This window comes from Mycolicibacterium agri (assembly GCF_002553505.1).
In the GTDB taxonomy this organism is placed as follows: domain Bacteria; phylum Actinomycetota; class Actinomycetes; order Mycobacteriales; family Mycobacteriaceae; genus Mycobacterium; species Mycobacterium agri.
The window spans coordinates 24,926-42,666 of the sequence record NZ_PDCP01000008.1 but is presented as its reverse complement, the minus strand read 5'-3'; the positions used below and the strand labels follow the sequence as shown (position 1 = coordinate 42,666).

Below are 17,741 nucleotides of genomic sequence, written 5' to 3'. Positions count from 1 at the left end.
GAGGGGAGCCCCATGCGAGACCCGCGATACGACATCTTGTTCGAGCCGGTCAAGATCGGCCCGGTCACCGCTCGCAACCGGTTCTTCCAGGTTCCGCACTGCAACGGCATGGGCTATCGCGACCCCTCCAGCCAGGCCTACATGCGCCAGGTCAAGGCCGAGGGCGGCTGGGCGGTGGTGTGCACGGAACAGGTGGAGATCCACCCGACGTCCGACATCGGCCCGTTCATCGAACTGCGGCTGTGGGACGACCAGGACATGCCCGCCCTGGCGAAGATCGCCGAGAAGATCCACGAGGGCGGCGCGCTGGCCGGTATCGAGCTGGCCCACAACGGGCTGAACAGCCCGAACCTGATCAGCCGCGAAACCCCTTTGGCGCCACAGCATTTGCCGGTCGTGTCGTGGCATCTCGATCCGGTGCAGGCGCGTGCGATGACCAAATCCGACATCGCCGATCTGCGGCACTGGCATCTGGAGGCGGTGCGCCGCTCGCTGGCGACGGGCTACGACATCGTCTACGTGTACGCCGGGCACTGCCTCGGCGGCCTGCACCACTTCCTGTCGCGGCGCTACAACAACCGCACCGACGAGTACGGCGGCACCCTGGAGAACCGCGCGCGGCTGCTGCGCGAAATCCTCGAGGACACCGTCGAAGCCGTCGACGGAAGGGCGGCCGTCGCCTGCCGCATCACAATCGACGAGCTTCTCGGCGACGAGGGCATCAACCGCGCCGAGATCGAGGATGTCATCGGCATGCTCGGCGAGATCCCCGACCTGTGGGACTTCGTCCTTGGCAGCTGGGAGGACGACTCGGTCACGTCGCGCTTCGGCCCGGAGGCCGGTCAGGAACCGTACGCCCGCGGCCTCAAGCAGCTGACCACCAAACCCGTTGTCGGCGTCGGCCGTTTCACGTCGCCGGACATGATGGTGCATCAGATCAAGAGCGGTGTCCTCGACCTGATCGGAGCGGCCCGTCCGTCGATCGCCGACCCGTTCCTGCCGAAGAAGATCGAGACGGGTCAGCTGGAAGACATCCGCGAGTGCATCGGCTGCAACATCTGCGTGTCAGGCGACTTCACCATGTCGCCGATCCGCTGCACCCAAAACCCCACGATGGGCGAGGAATTCCGCCGCGGTTGGCATCCCGAGCGCATCCGGCCCAAAAGGTCCGACTCGCACGTCCTCGTGGTCGGGGCGGGGCCGGCGGGCTTGGAGGCGGCGCGCTCGCTGGGCAATCGCGGCTACACCGTCAGCCTCGCAGAAGCGACCCGCGTGCTGGGCGGTCGCGTCGAACGCGAGTCGAAGCTGCCGGGGCTCTCGGCGTGGATCAGGGTGGTCGACTATCGGGTGCAGCAGATCCGCAAGCTCGACAACATCGAGGTCTTCATGCAGAGCGAGATGACCGTCGACGACATCATGGAGAACGACTTCGACCATGTGCTGCTCGCGACCGGATCGCATTGGCGCCGAGACGGTGTCGGCCGCTGGCACACCCACCCGCTCCCGATCGCGCCCGACGCGGAAGTGCTGACGCCCGACGATCTGATGGCCGGCGTCCGGCCGCAGGGCCGACGCGTCGCGATCTACGACGACGACCACTACTACATGGGCGGGGTGTTGTCGGAACTGCTCGCCGCCGAGGGCTTCGACGTCACGCTGATCACCCCGGCCGCGCACGTGTCGCAGTGGACCATCCATACGCTCGAAGTCGAGCGGATTCGCAAGCGGATCATCCGCGCCGGCGTCGACGTCAAGACCAACGCCGCGGTCACCGCGATCACCGGCGACACCGTTACCACCGCGTGTGTCTTCACCGGCGACGAATCCGAAATGCAGGCCGACGCGGTCGTTCTCGTCACCGCGCGGCTGCCGGAGAACCAGCTGCTCGACGCGCTGCAGGCGCGCGAGTCGGACTGGGCAGCGGCCGGCCTCAAGAGTGTCCAAGCGGCGGGTGATGCCTGGGCACCGGCGACGATCGCGGCCGCCGTGTGGGCCGGGCACCGCTACGCCGAGGAGCTCGACGAGCCTGCCGACGACCGTCCGGTGCCGTTCCGGCGCGAGGTCACCGAGCTCAGCACCGAGGCGGGGGTGCTGCTCCCGATCACCCCGGTCGAATCGGTGAACAGCCGCTAGCCACAACCCTTTCACGATGCAGGAGCAACGATGGTAGCCACCGCCGAACCCACCACCCTCGCGGACTGGACGGATCTCGCCGAGCGGGTGACACCCAGGACGGGCGTCTTCATCGACGGCCAGTTCCGCGACGCACAGTCCGGCGAAACGTTCGACTCGGTCAACCCGGCCACCGGTGAACTGTTGGCGCGGGTGGCGTCGGCCCAGGCCGACGACGTCGACGCCGCCGTGGCCGCCGCGCGAAAGTCGTTCGAGTCAGGCGCGTGGTCCAAAGCGTCTCCGGCGGAACGCAAACGGACACTGCAACGCCTGTCCGAGCTCATCCTTGCGCATCGCGCGGAATTGGCCCTGCTGGATTCGATGGACATGGGCAAGCTGGTCACCGAGGCCTACAACGTCGACGTCCCCTCCGCCGCCGACCTTTTCGCGTTCTACGGCGAGGCCGTCGACAAGATCAACGGCGAGATCGCGCCGACCGAGCCGGGCAACCTCGCGCTGGTCAGCCGCGAGCCGCTGGGTGTCGTCGGCGCGGTGACGCCGTGGAACTTCCCGCTCGACCTCGCCGTGTGGAAGGTCGCGCCTGCACTGGCCGCAGGCAACAGCGTCGTATTGAAACCCGCCGAGCAGGCGCCGCTTTCGTCGCTGCGGCTCGGTGAACTGGCCGTGGAGGCGGGGCTTCCGCCCGGCGTGCTGAACGTGGTGCCCGGCCTCGGCCCTTCGGCCGGTGCGCCCTTGGGGCTGCATCCCGACGTCGACGTGCTGGCGTTCACCGGCTCCACCGAGACCGGCAAGAAGTTTCTGCGATACGCCGCCGACTCGAACCTCAAGCAGGTGTGGCTGGAGTGCGGCGGCAAGAGCCCCAACGTGGTGTTCGCCGACGCCGACCTCGAGCAGGCGGCCGAGATGGCGATCTTCGGGGCGTTCTACAACCAGGGCGCGGTATGTTCGGCCAATTCGCGGCTGCTCGTTGAGCAATCCATCGCCGACGACTTTGTCGCGGATCTGGTTCGCCGGGCGCAGGAGATGCGGCTGGGCAACCCGCTGGATCCGTCCGCAGGCATGGGCGCGATCGTCGACGAGTCGCACACCTCCTCGGTGCTGGGCTTCATCGAACGCGCCGACGGCGAGATCCTGACCGGCGGCCGCCGCCGGCAGGTCGACGGCCGCGGCTGCTACATCGAGCCCACCGTCGTCTCCGGTTTGGCGCCGACGGCCGAGCTGGTCACCGAAGAGGTCTTCGGGCCCGTGCTGGCGGTCCAGACCTTCCGCGACGACGACGAAGCGATCGCGATGGCCAACAACACGATCTACGGCCTGGCCGCGTCGGTGTGGACGAACAACCTGCGGCGGGCCCACACCGTCGCCGCCGCGCTGCGGGCAGGCACCGTGTCGGTCAACACCGTCGACGCGCTGAGCGCCCAGACCCCGTTCGGCGGCTTCAAGCAGAGCGGATTCGGCCGCGACCTGTCGCTGCACGCGCTGGACAAGTACACCGGCCTGAAGACGACCTGGATCCGCTTCTAGGCCGCTATTCGGTGCGGCCGCACAGGTTTTCGGGGCTGAACACCCGGGCCAACACCGCGTCGTCGACCAAAGCCGAGCGGCGCACCAGTTCCGGCACCGGCACTCCGGTGGCGATGGCCTCGGCGGCCAGCGCGGTGGCGGCTTCGTACCCGAGCAGCGGGTTGAGCGCGGTGGCGATGCCCGCCGATCCGAGAGCCGCGTCCCGCATGCGTTGCGGATTGGCGGTGATCCCGTCGATGCAGCGGTCGCCGAGCACCGTGACGGCGGCGGTGAGATGGCTGATCGACGACAGCAGCGCGCGGGCGATGATGGGCTCAAACGCGTTGAGCTGCAACTGCCCTGCTTCGGCGGCCATGGTGACGGTCAAGTCGTTGCCGATCACCTCGAAGGCGACCTGGTTGACGACTTCACAGATGACGGGGTTCACCTTGCCCGGCATGATGCTGGAGCCGGCCTGCACCGGCGGCAGGTTGATCTCGTTGAACCCCGCACCCGGTCCCGACGACAGCAGCCGCAGGTCGTTGCAGATCTTCGAGAGCTTGACCGCGGCTCGCTTGGTGACGCCCGACAGCTGGACGAAGGCGCCGACGTCCGAGGTGGCCTCGACGAGGTTGCCCGCGGTGGTCAACGGCAGCCCGGTGATTCGGCGCAGGAAGCCGCAGACCAGCTCGGCGTACTCCGGGTGGGTGTTGAGCCCTGTGCCGATCGCGGTGCCGCCGAGGTTGATCTCGGCGATCAGCATCGACGCCTCGCGCAGCCGGTCGGCGTCCTCGCCGACGGTGACGGCGAACGCGCCGAACTCCTGGCCCAGCGTCATCGGCACCGCGTCCTGTAGCTGGGTGCGCCCGAGCTTGAGCATGCCCGCGAACTCGTGCGATTTGGCGGTGAGCCGCTCGACGAGTCCCCGCAGCGCGTGCTCCAGGCTGCGCGACGCGGTGCCCAGCGCGATCTTCACCGCGGTCGGGTAGACGTCGTTGGTGCTCTGCCCGCGGTTGACGTGTTCGAGCGGGTGAATGACGTGGTAGTCGCCGCGCCGGTGGCCCAGGATCTCCAGGGCGCGGTTGGCGATCACCTCGTTGGCGTTCATGTTCGTCGACGTGCCTGCGCCGCCTTGGATTTCGTCGACGACGAACTGGTCGTGCAGGGCGCCACCGCGGATTTCGACGCAGGCCGCGATGATCGCCTCGGCAATGTCGTCGTCGAGTTGCCCGAGTTGCCGGTTGGCTTCGGCGGCGGCCTGTTTGACGGAGGCCAGCGCGACGATGAGGTCGGTGTGACGCGAGATCGCGACGCCGCTGATCGGAAAGTTGTCGACGGCGCGCGCGGTGTGCACACCGTAATACGCGTCGGCGGGAACCTCCCTGTCCCCCAGCAGGTCGTGCTCGGTGCGGGTCATGAAATCGGACACGCGACTACCTAACCGTTCAGCAGGCGGCGCCGGATGTCGGCGTCGGTGGCGGCGTCGACGACGGTGCCTGCCAGCGCGACGGCGCCGTGCGCGATCGCCGTTTCCGCGGCCGGGGTGATGGTGGCGGCGGCGAACTCGGGCTGGTGGTTGACCGCGGGCAGCGAGTCGATGCCGATGTAGGGATGGATCGCGGGCAACACCTGCGACACGTTGCCCATGTCGGTGGAAGCCCGCGCCATCATGGTGTCGGGGCCGGACGCGAACTGCCTGCCGACGGCGGTGGCCCGCCGCTCGTAGGACGCGAGCAGGTCCTCATCGGTGCGAAACTCCGCGTACGGCTTGGACTCCGGCGTGACGGACAGTTCGGCGCCGGTCGCGAGGGCACCGGCTTCGAAGCAGCGCATGACGCGGGGTTCCACGGCCGCGAGTTCGGCGAGTGTCTCGGCGCGCACATACCAGCGCCCCTCGGTGCGTTCGGCGATGGCGTTGGGCGCCTCACCGCCGCGGGTGACCATGCCGTGTACGCGCACCGAGGACAGCAACTGTTGACGCAGCAGGCCGATCGCGACCTGCGCGATGGTGAACGCGTCGGCCGCGTTGATGCCGCGCTCCGGATAGGCGGCGGCGTGGGCGGCCTTGCCGGTGTACTCGATGTGGCTGTGCGACACCGCATACGGCCGCGCGCGAGCCACGTCGACGGGCCCGGGATGAATCATGGCGGCGGCGTGTTGACCGTCGAACCCGTTGCGGTCGAGCAGTTCGATCTTGCCGCCGCCGCCTTCCTCGGCCGGGGTGCCGATGACGGTGACCGTCACGCCGAGGTCGTCGGCGACGGGCGCCAGCGCCATGGCCGCACCGACCGTGATCGCCGAGATCAGGTTGTGTCCGCAGGCGTGGCCGAGGCCGGGCAGCGCGTCGTATTCGGCGCACAGCGCCATGTGCAGGTCTCCGCTGCCGGCCCGTGCGAGAAAGGCGGTCTCCAGCCCGCAGTAGCGCTCGGTGACGTCGAAGCCGTTGTCCGACAACACTCCTGCGACTCGACGCGCGGACCGCACCTCCTCCCACGCCGTCTCGGGGTCGTCGAAGAGTTCACGCGACAGTTGGACAAGGAGCGGGTGTGCCGCGGCGACGCGGTCGGCCACCACGGTGTCGATGTCGGTCATAGGTCCCCTGGTACTCCGTAACTGGGCGCGCGGGTCGGGTCGATGCCGCGGATCCGGTAGTCGTCCTTCTGCGGCTTCCACAACCGCCACAGCTCGACGAGGTCCGACACCGGGCTGTCGCTGTAGTCGACCCGCAGGTCGGTCACTGGCCAGGAAACATCCTCCACCACAAGCAGTCCCGCCGAGTGCACCGGGCCCTGCTCACCGCCGGCGGCCAACGCCGCCTGCAGGCCTTCGAGCAATCGCTCCTCGAAAACCGTCGAAGCACTGCCGGCGTAGCCGCTCAGCATCGCAGCGATCACACCCTCGTCGGCAAGCAGATTGCCACCGGCCGCCGCCTGGTCGCCTTCGGCGTGGATGTGTACGCCGAGGCTCTGCGAGCCCGAGTGCGCCGCGGTGTTGCCGCGGCTGTCGACGACGAGCACCTGCCGATAGCCGGGGTGTTGCTCCTGCGCCAGCGCGGCCTTCAGTGCGGCGGCTGCGTCGGAACCGGCTGCAAGCGAATCGAGTACGTATTCACCCAGTGCCGGGTTGGTGACGTTCTGTGAGGCGACGACGCCGACACCCGCCCGCGCGCGGGCGCAGCGCGATGCGACCGCGGGACTGGACGAGCAGACGACGATGCCGAGTGTGCCGGTGGCGGGCTCCCGCGCGACGAGTGTGAACGTCATCGGCCGCCCTCCCCGCTGATCACCGCGGTGGCGTCGATCTCCACAAGCCACTCAGGGCGGGCGAGCGCTTGCACGACCAGGCCCGTCGACACCGGATAGACGCCCTTGAGCCAACGGCCCATCACCTGGTAAACCGGTTCGCGGTACCGGATGTCGGTGAGGTAGACGACGACCTTGACGATGTCGCGCAGCGAGCTGCCCGCCTCCTCGAGAAGCATCGCGATGTTGCTCATCGCCTTCTCAGCCTGCGCGGCGACGTCGCCGATGCCGACCGACTCGCGGGTGTCGAGATCCTGGCCGATCTGTCCGCGCAAGTAGACAACTCCCCCGGCGACGACGGCTTGGCACAGGTCGTTGTCGAGGTTCTGTTCGGGATAGGTCTGCTTGGTGTTGAAAGGCCGGATTCGCTTGTGCGTCGGTGTCATCGGGCTCTACTTCGTGATCGGCTGGCTCGCGGGTTGGTAGGACAGGTAACTGCGTTGGATGGCGATCTGGTCAGCCAGATACTTGGCGTCATGCCAGACCCCCCAGATGAAACTTGAGCCGCGGCGCGACTGCCACGGCAACCCAAGGAAATACACGCCGGGCTCGGACGACACGCCGCGCTGATGTTTCGGCCTGCCGGTCTCGTCGACGGCGTCGACCTGCAACCAGCCGAAGTCGAACGAGAACCCGATCGCCCAGATGATCGAGGTGACACCGGCGGCACGCAGATCCAGTTCGAGGATCGGGTTGGTGATGCAGTCCGGGTCGGGCCCGAGGATGCGGGCTTCGGGTTCCTCGGGCAGATCCAACCCGTTGCGGGCGACGTAGGCGTCGGCTTCGTCGAGCATGGACAGATAGTTCGCATCGCCCTTGGCGACGTTGTCGCGCAGGTCATCTGCGAAGTGCATGACGCCGTCGTCGTAGCCACCCGCCAGACCAAGCAGCGTGATCCCGTCGGCCGCAAGGGATCGGAAGTCGACGGTGTGTCCGCCGTGCGCGCCGCTGACGGCGATGGTCACGTGCTCGGCGCCGCGCGGCGGTGCCGACGCGTCCCACTTGCCGAGAACGCCCAGCCACCAACAGAAGTCGCGACCGCGGTAGCGCCGCGGCGGCCGGTCATGCGGCCCGACCGCCAGATACACCTGCCGCCCCGACTGCTGCAGTTCGTCGGCGATCTGCACACCCGACGAACCCGCGCCGATGACCAGCACCGCGCCGTCGGGCAACTGCTGCGGGTTGCGGTAGGCGCTGGAGTGCAATTGGTGGATGCCTGCACTCTGCGGCACCACCGGCGGAATGATCGGCTTCTGAAACGCGCCCGTCGCGGCCACGACATAGCGGGCGTCGATCACACCGTCGGACGTCTCGGCGCGAAATCCCGCACGGCCGTTGTGTCGTCGCACCGAGAACACCTCGACACCGGTGCGGATCGGCGCGTCGATCTTCTCGGCGTAGGAGACGAGGTAGTCGGCCACCTGGTCCTTGGTGGCGAATCCGTCGGGCTCGATGTTGAACTCCTGGCCGGGGAAACGGTCATGCCACGCAGGGCCGTTGGCCACCAACGAATCCCAGCGCCAACTCCGCCAGCGCTCGGCGATGCGGTCGCGCTCCACCACGAGATGCGAAACGCCGTGCAGGGAGAGATGCTCGCTCATCGCGATCCCGGCTTGACCCGCGCCGACGACGAGAACCTCGGTCTCTTGGTTCGGCATCCGACCCTCCACTGCGCTCGATCAATTACCTCGCTTCCATGATTCAGCCGCAAACCGCATCTGTACAGCGCATATATTCGATGTAGTTCATCACGAAAACTGATCCGAGCGCCCAGCGTGAAACCTCTGCGGAAATCCGCGCGGATTTTCGCAAATCCTGCACGTTCGAGGCGGAACGTCAGTTGTGCCGGAACGTCAGTTGTTCAGCGCGCTGCCTTTACGCCACTCGTCCCACGGCACGCTCCAGTCGCCGCCCTGAGAAAGTGTCAGCGGCGGGCCGCCGGTGTTGCGCACCTCGACGATGTCGCCCGGCACGGCGAAGTCGAAGAACCACTTCGCGTTTTCGCCGCTGAGGTTCAAACAGCCGTGGGACACGTTGGTGTTGCCCTGCGCCCAGATCGTGGCGTCTAGCTGATGCAGGTAGATGCCGTCGATGCTGATGCGCGTCGCGTACGGAACGGTGGTGCGATAGCCGCCAGCGCCGGTGAGCCCGTAGGTGGTGGAGTCCATGACGACCGGGTTGGCCTTGTCGAGCACGGTGTAGACGCCCGGCGGCGTCCAGAAGTGCAGCGTGGTGCCGCCGATGGTCTGGGTGCCGCCCTTGCCCATCGACGTCGGCATCGAGCGCACCAGCTTGCCGTTGTCGTAGACGTCGACGTGCTTGGTGGTGTCGTCGGCGATCGCGACGTGCGCGTTGCCGATCTTGAACGACACGCGCTTGTCCTCTTCGCCGTACAGGCCGTCGCCGAGGCGGGCGCCGTAGATGTCGGCCGACACGGTGACCTTGGTGCCCGGCGCGTAGTACTTCTCCGGCCGCCAGTGCGCGGTCTGGTCATCGACCCAGTTCCACGCGCCGACGACAGGCGGGTCGGTGGTGACGCGTAGCCGCTTCTCGGCGGTGACGCGGTCGGTGATCTTCGAGTCGAAGCGCGCGACGACGACGGTGCCGATGCCGTACGTGCCGCCGTCCTGGATCGGGGCGCCGCCGATGGTGTTGAGGTAGACCGACGCCTGGTAGTCCGGCGACACCGTGGTGAAGCTCGACGTCTGGCGCGTCGGCATGCCGCGGGGCCCGCGCGCGTGGATGGTCATCGTGTAGGTGCGGCCGTAGCCGAGCTGTGCCGCTGGGCGCCACCCCTTCTTGTTGCGGCTCAAGACGCCGGGGATCTCCTTGCCGGCGTCGTTGACCATCGTCACCTTCTCCAGGGTCCCGGAGAACGCCGCGACGGATATGCCGCTGGCCGGGTTGACGTCCTCACTGCCCGGGCGCGGCGAGATCTTCAGCGTCGCGGGTTTGGGCGCCGGCGGCGAAGGCAGGGTGTGCGCGGCCGTCGCGACTTGGCACGGCGCGGGGCATCCGGTGTTGATCGCCGCGACGTCTCCGGCGAGCAGCACCGAGGCCGCCACCGCCACGACGAGGGCGGCGACGCGGACGCGACGAGACCAGAACAACTGCACTCCAAAGTGGGGTCGGCGTGTGCCGGGATTATTCGATCGTTACCCGATCGGGACTAATCATAAGCAGGACGGGCAAATCGTTGTCGCCCCCGATGCCCGTTGTCTTTATTCGTAATTCACTCGTTGCGCGGTGTTATCCCGGACACCCCGACAGCGGCGCGGGCCGACCGTCCGTAGACTTTGCTCGTGAAAGTCGCCGCCATCCATGTCGCCAAAGCACGCAAGCTGCCGACGCGCGAGGTGCCGTCCGTCGTCGCGGAGGCCGGCGCGGGACTCGTCGGCGACCGCTACCACGGCACGCGGCATCGACACGTCACCATTCAGTCGCAGCAGCAGCTCGATGAGGCCGCCGCCGAACTCGGCTACGCCTTCGATGCCGGGTCGACGCGGCGCAACATCACCGTCGACGAGGGCGAGATCCCGACCAAGCCCGGCACCCGGCTGTGGATCGGCGACGTCGAGCTCGAGGTGGTGCGGCTGGCGGCGCCGTGCCGACTGCTCGACGACTGGATCGGCCCCGGCGCCATGGCAGCCATGCACGGGCGCGGCGGGTCGACGTGCCGACTGCTGTCGTCGGGAACGATCAGCGTCGGCGACGTCGTCGAGATCGAGCCTCGGGAGACGCGGCTCGCGGGCTAGCCGCTAGCCGCCTTTGGACCCGCCGCCGGGCGCCAGTTCGGCACGGACGACGGCCTCCGGCTCCTCCGGCTACGTCGGTTACCCCTCTTCTTCCTCTTCGACCGCCACGTCGGCGTTGCCGCTGGAGTCCGCCTCGTCGCCGGCGCCCTCGTCCTCAGCCGGGGCCTCCTCGGCGGGAGCCTCCTCCGCGGGGGCTTCCTCCGCGGGGGCTTCCTCTGCCGGAGCTTCCTCTTCGGTGGCTTCCTCTTCCTCGGAAGCGGGCTCTTCGGTCGACGGTTCGGTCCAGCTGAACGACTCGCCGGGGCCGTTGAAGACGACGGTCGTCGGGGGTTCGCCGACGGCGTCGAAGTACACCTTGCCGGTCGTGTGGCCGCCCGGCAGCAGGGCCATTTCGCTGAGGCCCTGCGGGACCCAGAAGCCGACGAGGGCGGGGTAGTTCTGGCCGCTCGCGGTCTGCGCGCTGAACGCCCCCACCGCCGGGGTGACGATGCCGTTGACCGCGTCGGCGCGCACCGTGGCTTCGTACAGCTGGCCGGTGACCGGGTGCGGGATGGCGTCGCCGCTCGGGAAGAACCGCGTGACCGTGTAGCCGATCTGTCCGCCGTTGGGGTCGTTGACCGTCTGCTGCAGGCCGAACACTTGCGCGTCGGCCGCAGATGCCTGGCCGACGGCGCCGAAGCTGAACATGACGGCTGCGACCGAGGCCGCAGCGGCTAGCTTTTTGATTTCCACCTTGACTCGCCCCTTTGGGTTGACCTGGTGTGGACACCGGAAGAGTACTAGTCATGATCAGCGTCGGGAACCGCTTGCGGCGTACTGTTCGGGCGTGCACGTCGACGTGATGACGGTCCCGCAACGCCTGGCCGAAATCGGTGCTCTGGCCCGCCGGACGCAGGCAGCCGGGTTCTCCGGTTTGCTGTTCACCGAGACCGGCCGCACCCCGTACATGAACGCCGCAGTTGCATCGCAGGCGGCGCCCGGGCTGGAGCTGTTGACCGGGGTTGCGGTGGCATTTCCGCGCAGCCCGTTCGTGACGGCGGCGACGGCATGGGAGCTGCAGGAGGCCACCGGCGGCAAGTTCCGGTTGGGCCTGGGCACCCAGGTACGCACGCATGTGGTGCGCCGCTACGGCACCACGTTCGAGCGGCCGGGTCCCCGGCTGCGCGACTACGTGCGCGCGGTCAAGGCCTGCTTCGCGGCGTTCCGGCACGGTCGGCTGGATCACCATGGCGAGTTCTACGAGCTCGACTTCATCACCCCGCAGTGGAGCGCCGGACCGATCGATGCGCCCGACCCCGCGATCGACGTGGCGGCGGTCAACCCGTGGATGCTGCGCATGGCCGGCGAGGTCGCCGACGGCGTACATGTGCATCCGCTCGGCGAGCCGGGATATCTGGCGCGCCACGTCGTGCCGAACATCGCCGAGGGCGCGCAGAAAGCGGGCCGCTCGCCGAACGACGTCGCGGTCATCGTGCCGGTGATGACGATCGTCGGCGACAGCGACCAGGAACGGGATGCCCAGCGGGAGAACGTGCGGGCCAGCCTGAGCTTCTACGGCAGCACACCGAACTACGCGTTCATTTGGGACGAGGCCGGGTTCGAGGGCACGACGGCCCGGCTGCGGGAGAAGCAGAAGGCAGGCGATTTCGCGGGCATGGTGGCGCAGATCTCCGACGAGCATGTCGCGGCCTTCGCGGTGGAGTCCACGTGGGATGGGTTGGCCGACGCGCTGATTGCGCGATACGGCGACATCGCGACGCGCATCGTGTTGTACAACGCGGTGGGCGATCCGGAGCACTTCGAGCGGTACGGCGAGATCGCGCGCCAGCTGACAGCCTGATGTCCTGAAGCCCTGATGTCCGAGAAACGTTTCCTGCGAAGGGTTTTGGCGGCCGCTGTCGTGCTGGTATTTGCGGCATGCGCGAAGGTGCCAGAGCCGCACCCGACGGCCAGCGCTCCTCCACCGCCGCCACCGCCGCCAGTGCAGAGTGTCACGCCGACGCCTCCGCCGCGGCCGGCCGCGCCGCCCGGATTCGCGGCGGTGTCGAAGCTGGTGACCGACGCGATTGCGGCACAGCACCTTCCGGGTGCCGTGCTGTCGGTCGGCCACGACGGCCAGGTGATCTTCCAGCAGGCCTACGGGGTACGCAAACTTGCCGGCGAGCCCGGCCTGGACGGGTCGCCCGCGCCCGCGGAGCCGATGACGGAGGACACGATCTTCGATCTGGCGTCGCTGACGAAGGTCCTCGGCACGGCGGTCGCCGTCATGCAGTCCTATGAGCAGGGCAAGGTGGCGTTCGACGATCCCGTGCAGAAGTACCTGCCGAGCTTCAACTCGGACAACGACCCGCAGCGCGCCAAGGTGACGGTGCGCATGCTGCTGACGCACACGTCCGGCGAGCCCGGCGACGTCGAACTCAAAGATCCGTGGGGTTTGCAGGAGTCCGACAAGGCCGAAGGCGTTCATCGGGCGCTGACGACGCCGCTGGTGTCCGGCCCCGGCGAGGTGTTCCGGTACTCGGACATCAACTTCATCTTGCTCGGAGCGATGGTCGAACAACTCACGGGTATGACGCTGGACGACTATGTGCAACGCAATGTCTTTGCCCCGCTTGGCATGACGGAGACCCGCTTTCTTCCGCCCGCCAAGGCGTGCGGTCCGCACACGATGCGGGGCGCGGCGCTCGCGTGGAAGCCGGGCCCGCCCGTCGCATGCCCGCCGGGGACGTGGCCGACCAGCCTGCTGCCACGGATAGCGCCGACCGCGCGCGACGAGGAAGGCCGGACCGAGCCCGAGATGAATCCCGACCTCGACCACTTGCTGCGCGGCACGGTGCACGACACGACGGCCCGCCGCATGGGTGGGGTGGCCGGGCATGCCGGGGTGTTCTCGACGGCCCATGATGTCGGCGTCTTCGCGCAGGCGCTGCTGGACCGCCTGGCTGGCCGTCCGAGCGAATTCCCCTTGGCGCGTGCGACTTTGGAGTTAATGACGACGCCGCAGCAGCCCGGGCACAACGATCGTCAGGTCCGGGCGGCCAACGATGCGACACGAGCCGCCGTCGCAACTCGACCGAACCGACGGGATCCGTTGCTGGCACCGCGATATCCGGCGATCCCCGGCCAGAATCTGCGGGGCTTCGGCTGGGACATCGACACCGGCCAGTCGACGCCGCGCGGTGTCGTGTTTCCGATCGGCAGCTTCGGCCACACCGGTTTCACGGGCACATCGCTGTGGATCGACCCCGCGTCCGACACCTACGTGGTGTTGCTGACGAATTCGATCCACACCAGGGGCAGCCCACCGATGTCGCACCTGCGCGGCGAGGTGGCCACCGAAACAGCCCGCGCACTAGGGCTTTGACCCGCACTCGCGAGACGGAACCTACACAGGCGCCTACTCGCACTTCTCCTGCGAGGACTCCGTCTCGCGGGGAGAAGAATTTATTGACGGAAATGCCAACCCGGTTCGTTGTGTTGCAACCGCCGGCTAGCCGCGAAAAACCGCAGTCTCGGGTTGTGCGGTCCCGCCTCGTACCGTAACGTCAACCTAGTTGATATTGACCAGTCGTTGAAATAACGTCGCACCTTAGCGTCCGCCACCGGTCGCCGCTTGTCGAAAGGGATAGGGATGCAGCGGTTTTCCATCGGTCGCCGATTGGCGCGGCGGTGGATGCTGCTGGTGGCAGTGTTCGTGGTCGCGGTCGCAGGGTTCGCTGTGTATCGCTTGAATGGAATTTTCGGATCGCAGGACGTGGTGTCGACGCCGAGCGGTGCGGCCGACGAGATCGTGCCGTTCAACCCGAAGCACGTCGTCATGGAGGTGTTCGGCCCGCCGGGAACGATCGCGACCATCACCTACACCGACGTGGACGCCCAGCCGCAACGGGTGGACGACGCGACGCTGCCGTGGAAGTACGACACGACCACCACCCAGCCCGCCGTCTTCGTCAACGTCTCCGCGCAGGGAAACAGTGACTCGCTGTCCTGCCGGATCACGATCGACGACGTCGTCAAGGACGAAAGAACGGTCAACACGTTGAACGCCTTCACCTACTGCCTGGACAAGTCCGGATGAGCCACCACGTAATCGAGCCGACCGAACACTCGGCGACAAAAACCGACCGATTCGCCACATGGGTCCGGCGGCTCTGCTTGCCCATCGTGCTGTTCTGGGTCGCCGTCGCCGCATTGACCAACGTGTTTGTGCCGCAGCTCGAGACCGTCGGCGAAGAACAGAATGTCGCGTTGAGCTCGCCGGATTCCCCGTCGCTGCAGGCGTTTCAACGCATCGGCGAAGTATTTCAGGAGTTCGACTCCGACAGTGCGGCGATGGTGGTGCTCGAAGGTGAGCAGCCGCTGGCCGACGAGGCGCACGCCTACTACGACGAACTCGTCAAGAAATTCACCGCGGACACCGCACACGTCGAGCACGTGCAGGACTTCTGGGGCGATCCGCTCACCGCCGCAGGCTCGCAGAGCCCTGACGGCAAGGCCGCCTACGTCCAGGTGTTTCTCCGGGGCAACCAGGGTGAGGCGTTGTCGCTGGAGTCGGTCGACGCGCTGCGCCAGATCATCGACGACACCCCGGCGCCGCCGGGCGTCCATGCCTATGTGGCCGGTTCGGCGGCCCAGATCGCTGACCAGTTCGAGGTCGGCAACGAGGGCACGCTGCTGGTCACCGTGCTGACCGTCGTGGTGATCGCGGTGATGCTGCTCATCGTGTACCGCTCGCCGGTCACGATGCTTCTGGCGCTGATCACGGTCCTGGTCGAGATGGCCGCGGCGCGTGGCATCGTCGCGTTTCTTTCACACGCCGGACTCATCGGGCTGTCGACGTATGCGACGAACTTGCTCACGCTGTTGGTGATCGCGGCGGGCACCGACTACGTCATCTTCCTTCTCGGCCGCTATCACGAGCGGCGCAACGACGGCTTCGACCGACTGGCGGCCTATCACGACATGTTCCGAGGGACGGCGCACGTCATCCTCGGTTCGGGCCTGACGATCGCGGGCGCGGTGTTCTGCCTGAGGTTCACCCGGCTGCCCTACTTCCAGACGCTGGGCATTCCGGCGGCGATCGGCGTGCTGGTCACGCTGTTCGCGTCGTTGACCCTGACGCCGGCGGTGATCATCATCGGCAGCCGGTTCGGGCTGCTGGAGCCCAAACGCCGGACAGCCAAGCGGGGTTGGCGGCGAATCGGCACCGCGATCGTGCGGTGGCCGGGGCCGATCCTGGTCGCGACGCTGGCGCTGGCCTTCGTCGGGTTGGCGGCGCTGGCCGGTTACAAGACGAGCTACGACATCAGCCCGTACATGCCCGCCGATGCCCCGTCGAACGTGGGATACGCCGCCGCGGAACGGCATTTCTCGAAGGCGCGGCTGAATCCGGAACTGCTGATGATCGAGGCCGACCACGATCTACGCAATCCCACCGACATGATCCTGCTGGAGCGGGTCGCCAAGGCGGTGTTCCACACGCCCGGCATCGCACAGGTGCAGTCCATCACGCGGCCGTTGGGAACGCCGTTGGACCACACCTCGATTCCGTTCCAGATCAGCGCGAACAGTGCCAGCCAGATCAACAACCTGCCCTATCAGCAGGACCGCGCCGCCGACATGCTCAAGCAGGTCGGTGAGATCAACAAGACGATCAACATTCTCAAGCAGCAGTATGCGCTGCAGCAGCAGTCCGCCGATGTCACGCACGAGCAGAGCGAGGCGTTCAAGCGGACGGTGGAAGTGGCGCAGGATCTGCGCGACAAGATCGCCAACTTCGACGACTTCTTCCGGCCACTGCGCAACTATTTCTATTGGGAGCCACACTGTTACGACATCCCGATGTGCGCGGCGCTACGGTCGTTGTTCGATGCGCTTGACGGCATCAACGAGCTGACCGACCAACTGGCCAGCGTCTCGGGCAGCATCGCCAAGCTCGACGACCTGCAGCCGAAGTTGGTGGCGTTGATTCCGCCGCAGATCGCCTCGCAGGAGACCAACCGCGATCTGACGATGACGAACTACGCCACCACGCAGGGCATCAATGATCAGTCGTCGAAGGCGCTGGAGAACTCCACCGCGCTGGGGCAGGCGTATGACGCGTCGAAGACCGACGACTCGTTCTATCTGCCGCCGGAGGCGTTCACCAACCCGGAGTTCATCCGCGGGCTGAAACTGTTCTTGTCACCGGACGGCAAGGCGGCCCGCATGATCATCACCCACGATGTGGATCCGGCTACGCCGGAAGGCATTTCACACGTCGAGCAGATCAGGCACGCCGCGAAGGAGGCGGTCAAGGGCACACCGCTGGCGGGGTCGAACATCTACATCGGCGGCACGGCGGCGACGTACAAGGACATCGCCGACATGGCGCGTTACGACCTGCTCATCGCCGCGATCTCGGCGCTGAGCCTGATCCTGCTGATCATGATGTTCATCACCCGCAGCCTGGTCGCGGCGCTGGTGATCGTGGGCACGGTCGCGCTGTCGCTGGGGGTGTCGTTCGGGCTGTCGGTGTTGGTGTGGCAGCACCTGCTCGGCATCGACTTGTACTGGGTGATCCTGCCGTTGGCGCTGATCCTGCTGCTGGCCGTGGGGTCCGACTACAACCTGCTGCTGGTCTCCCGGTTCAAGGAGGAGATCCACGCCGGCATCAACACCGGCATCATCCGGGCGATCGCGGGCAGCGGATCGGTGGTGACCGCTGCGGGGCTGGTGTTCGCGTTCACGATGGCGTCGTTCGTCTTCAGCGACCTGATCGCGCTCGGCCAGATCGGCACCACGATCGCGCTGGGGTTGCTGTTCGACACGCTGGTCGTGCGCGCCTTCATGACGCCGTCGCTCGCCGCGTTGCTGGGGCGGTGGTTCTGGTGGCCGGTACGGGTGCGCCAGCGGCCCGTGCCGCAGAAGTTCGGTGACGAGAACACCCGCCAGCTCGCCCTGTTCTGAACCGCTAAGCGACTGGTTTCAGCAGGTCTGAGCGGGTCTGCGCTGGTCAAGGCGTTACCAAAAAGGGCGGTTCATCGTTATCGGGAAACGCACCTCATTT

The 17,741-nt window shown here is 67.3% G+C and carries 14 protein-coding genes; 7 read left to right on the top strand and 7 right to left on the bottom strand.

The window, feature by feature from the left end:
* Positions 1-12 precede the first annotated feature (12 nt).
* The gene (locus CQY20_RS06340; protein WP_097939247.1) at positions 13-2,133 is read left to right on the top strand and encodes an oxidoreductase; all 2,121 of its coding nucleotides are present in this window, start codon (positions 13-15) and stop codon (positions 2,131-2,133) included.
* 30 nt (positions 2,134-2,163) lie between these two features.
* Positions 2,164-3,657: an aldehyde dehydrogenase gene (locus tag CQY20_RS06335; RefSeq protein WP_097939124.1), complete on the top strand. Its 1,494-nt coding sequence runs from the start codon at positions 2,164-2,166 to the stop codon at positions 3,655-3,657.
* 4 nt (positions 3,658-3,661) lie between these two features.
* On the opposite strand, the gene CQY20_RS06330 is transcribed toward CQY20_RS06335, so the two are convergent.
* The 6 genes from CQY20_RS06330 to CQY20_RS06305 all read right to left on the bottom strand — a co-directional run bounded on the left by CQY20_RS06330 (position 3,662) and on the right by CQY20_RS06305 (position 10,048).
* A complete protein-coding gene (locus tag CQY20_RS06330) occupies positions 3,662-5,053 on the bottom strand; it encodes an aspartate ammonia-lyase (protein ID WP_097939245.1) in 1,392 nt (463 codons plus the stop codon).
* A gap of 20 nt (positions 5,054-5,073) precedes the next feature.
* Positions 5,074-6,228, bottom strand: coding sequence for a M20 family metallopeptidase (locus CQY20_RS06325; protein WP_097939122.1), 1,155 nt, complete (start codon positions 6,226-6,228; stop codon positions 5,074-5,076).
* On the bottom strand, positions 6,225-6,899 hold the full coding sequence (locus tag CQY20_RS06320) for a DUF1028 domain-containing protein (protein ID WP_097939120.1): 675 nt from the start codon (positions 6,897-6,899) through the stop codon (positions 6,225-6,227). Before CQY20_RS06320 ends, CQY20_RS06325 begins: the two co-directional genes overlap by 4 nt.
* Complete coding sequence (locus CQY20_RS06315; protein WP_097939118.1) at positions 6,896-7,324, bottom strand: RidA family protein; 429 nt, start codon at positions 7,322-7,324, stop codon at positions 6,896-6,898. Before CQY20_RS06315 ends, CQY20_RS06320 begins: the two co-directional genes overlap by 4 nt.
* A gap of 6 nt (positions 7,325-7,330) precedes the next feature.
* Positions 7,331-8,596, bottom strand: a complete 1,266-nt coding sequence (locus CQY20_RS06310; protein WP_097939116.1) for a flavin-containing monooxygenase — start codon at positions 8,594-8,596, stop codon at positions 7,331-7,333.
* A gap of 195 nt (positions 8,597-8,791) precedes the next feature.
* Positions 8,792-10,048, bottom strand: a complete 1,257-nt coding sequence (locus tag CQY20_RS06305) for a L,D-transpeptidase (protein ID WP_097939243.1) — start codon at positions 10,046-10,048, stop codon at positions 8,792-8,794.
* Positions 10,049-10,240: 192 nt separating this feature from the next.
* Here CQY20_RS06305 and CQY20_RS06300 point away from each other — a divergent pair, with 192 nt between their 5' ends.
* Entirely contained in the window at positions 10,241-10,693 is a 453-nt protein-coding gene (locus CQY20_RS06300; protein WP_097939114.1) for an MOSC domain-containing protein, read from the top strand.
* Positions 10,694-10,771: 78 nt separating this feature from the next.
* On the opposite strand, the gene CQY20_RS06295 is transcribed toward CQY20_RS06300, so the two are convergent.
* The gene (locus tag CQY20_RS06295) at positions 10,772-11,425 is read right to left on the bottom strand and encodes a DUF1942 domain-containing protein (protein ID WP_097939112.1); all 654 of its coding nucleotides are present in this window, start codon (positions 11,423-11,425) and stop codon (positions 10,772-10,774) included.
* 94 nt (positions 11,426-11,519) lie between these two features.
* Between CQY20_RS06295 and CQY20_RS06290 the strand changes: the two genes are divergently transcribed.
* The 4 genes from CQY20_RS06290 (at position 11,520) to CQY20_RS06275 (ending at position 17,641) form a co-directional block, all read left to right on the top strand.
* A complete protein-coding gene (locus CQY20_RS06290; RefSeq protein ID WP_097939110.1) occupies positions 11,520-12,533 on the top strand; it encodes a TIGR03617 family F420-dependent LLM class oxidoreductase in 1,014 nt (337 codons plus the stop codon).
* Between the two features lie 15 nt (positions 12,534-12,548).
* On the top strand, positions 12,549-14,057 hold the full coding sequence (locus CQY20_RS06285; RefSeq protein ID WP_097939108.1) for a serine hydrolase domain-containing protein: 1,509 nt from the start codon (positions 12,549-12,551) through the stop codon (positions 14,055-14,057).
* A gap of 267 nt (positions 14,058-14,324) precedes the next feature.
* Positions 14,325-14,771 (top strand): MmpS family transport accessory protein, encoded by a 447-nt coding sequence (locus tag CQY20_RS06280; protein WP_174814683.1) that lies wholly within the window; start codon positions 14,325-14,327, stop codon positions 14,769-14,771.
* Positions 14,768-17,641, top strand: a complete 2,874-nt coding sequence (locus CQY20_RS06275) for an MMPL/RND family transporter (protein ID WP_097939106.1) — start codon at positions 14,768-14,770, stop codon at positions 17,639-17,641. Before CQY20_RS06280 ends, CQY20_RS06275 begins: the two co-directional genes overlap by 4 nt.
* Positions 17,642-17,741 lie beyond the last annotated feature (100 nt).

Excerpts from the sequence above, each read along its gene's own strand:
- CQY20_RS06275 (WP_097939106.1), top strand. The coding sequence starts at position 14,768 with ATGAGCCACCACGTAATCGAGCCGACCGAACACTCGGCGACAAAAACC.
- CQY20_RS06315 (WP_097939118.1), bottom strand. The coding sequence starts at position 7,324 with ATGACACCGACGCACAAGCGAATCCGGCCTTTCAACACCAAGCAGACC.
- CQY20_RS06280 (WP_174814683.1), top strand. The coding sequence starts at position 14,325 with ATGCAGCGGTTTTCCATCGGTCGCCGATTGGCGCGGCGGTGGATGCTG.
- CQY20_RS06335 (WP_097939124.1), top strand. The coding sequence starts at position 2,164 with ATGGTAGCCACCGCCGAACCCACCACCCTCGCGGACTGGACGGATCTC.
- CQY20_RS06330 (WP_097939245.1), bottom strand. The coding sequence starts at position 5,053 with ATGACCCGCACCGAGCACGACCTGCTGGGGGACAGGGAGGTTCCCGCC.
- CQY20_RS06285 (WP_097939108.1), top strand. The coding sequence starts at position 12,549 with ATGTCCGAGAAACGTTTCCTGCGAAGGGTTTTGGCGGCCGCTGTCGTG.
- CQY20_RS06325 (WP_097939122.1), bottom strand. The coding sequence starts at position 6,228 with ATGACCGACATCGACACCGTGGTGGCCGACCGCGTCGCCGCGGCACAC.
- CQY20_RS06310 (WP_097939116.1), bottom strand. The coding sequence starts at position 8,596 with ATGCCGAACCAAGAGACCGAGGTTCTCGTCGTCGGCGCGGGTCAAGCC.
- CQY20_RS06320 (WP_097939120.1), bottom strand. The coding sequence starts at position 6,899 with ATGACGTTCACACTCGTCGCGCGGGAGCCCGCCACCGGCACACTCGGC.
- CQY20_RS06340 (WP_097939247.1), top strand. The coding sequence starts at position 13 with ATGCGAGACCCGCGATACGACATCTTGTTCGAGCCGGTCAAGATCGGC.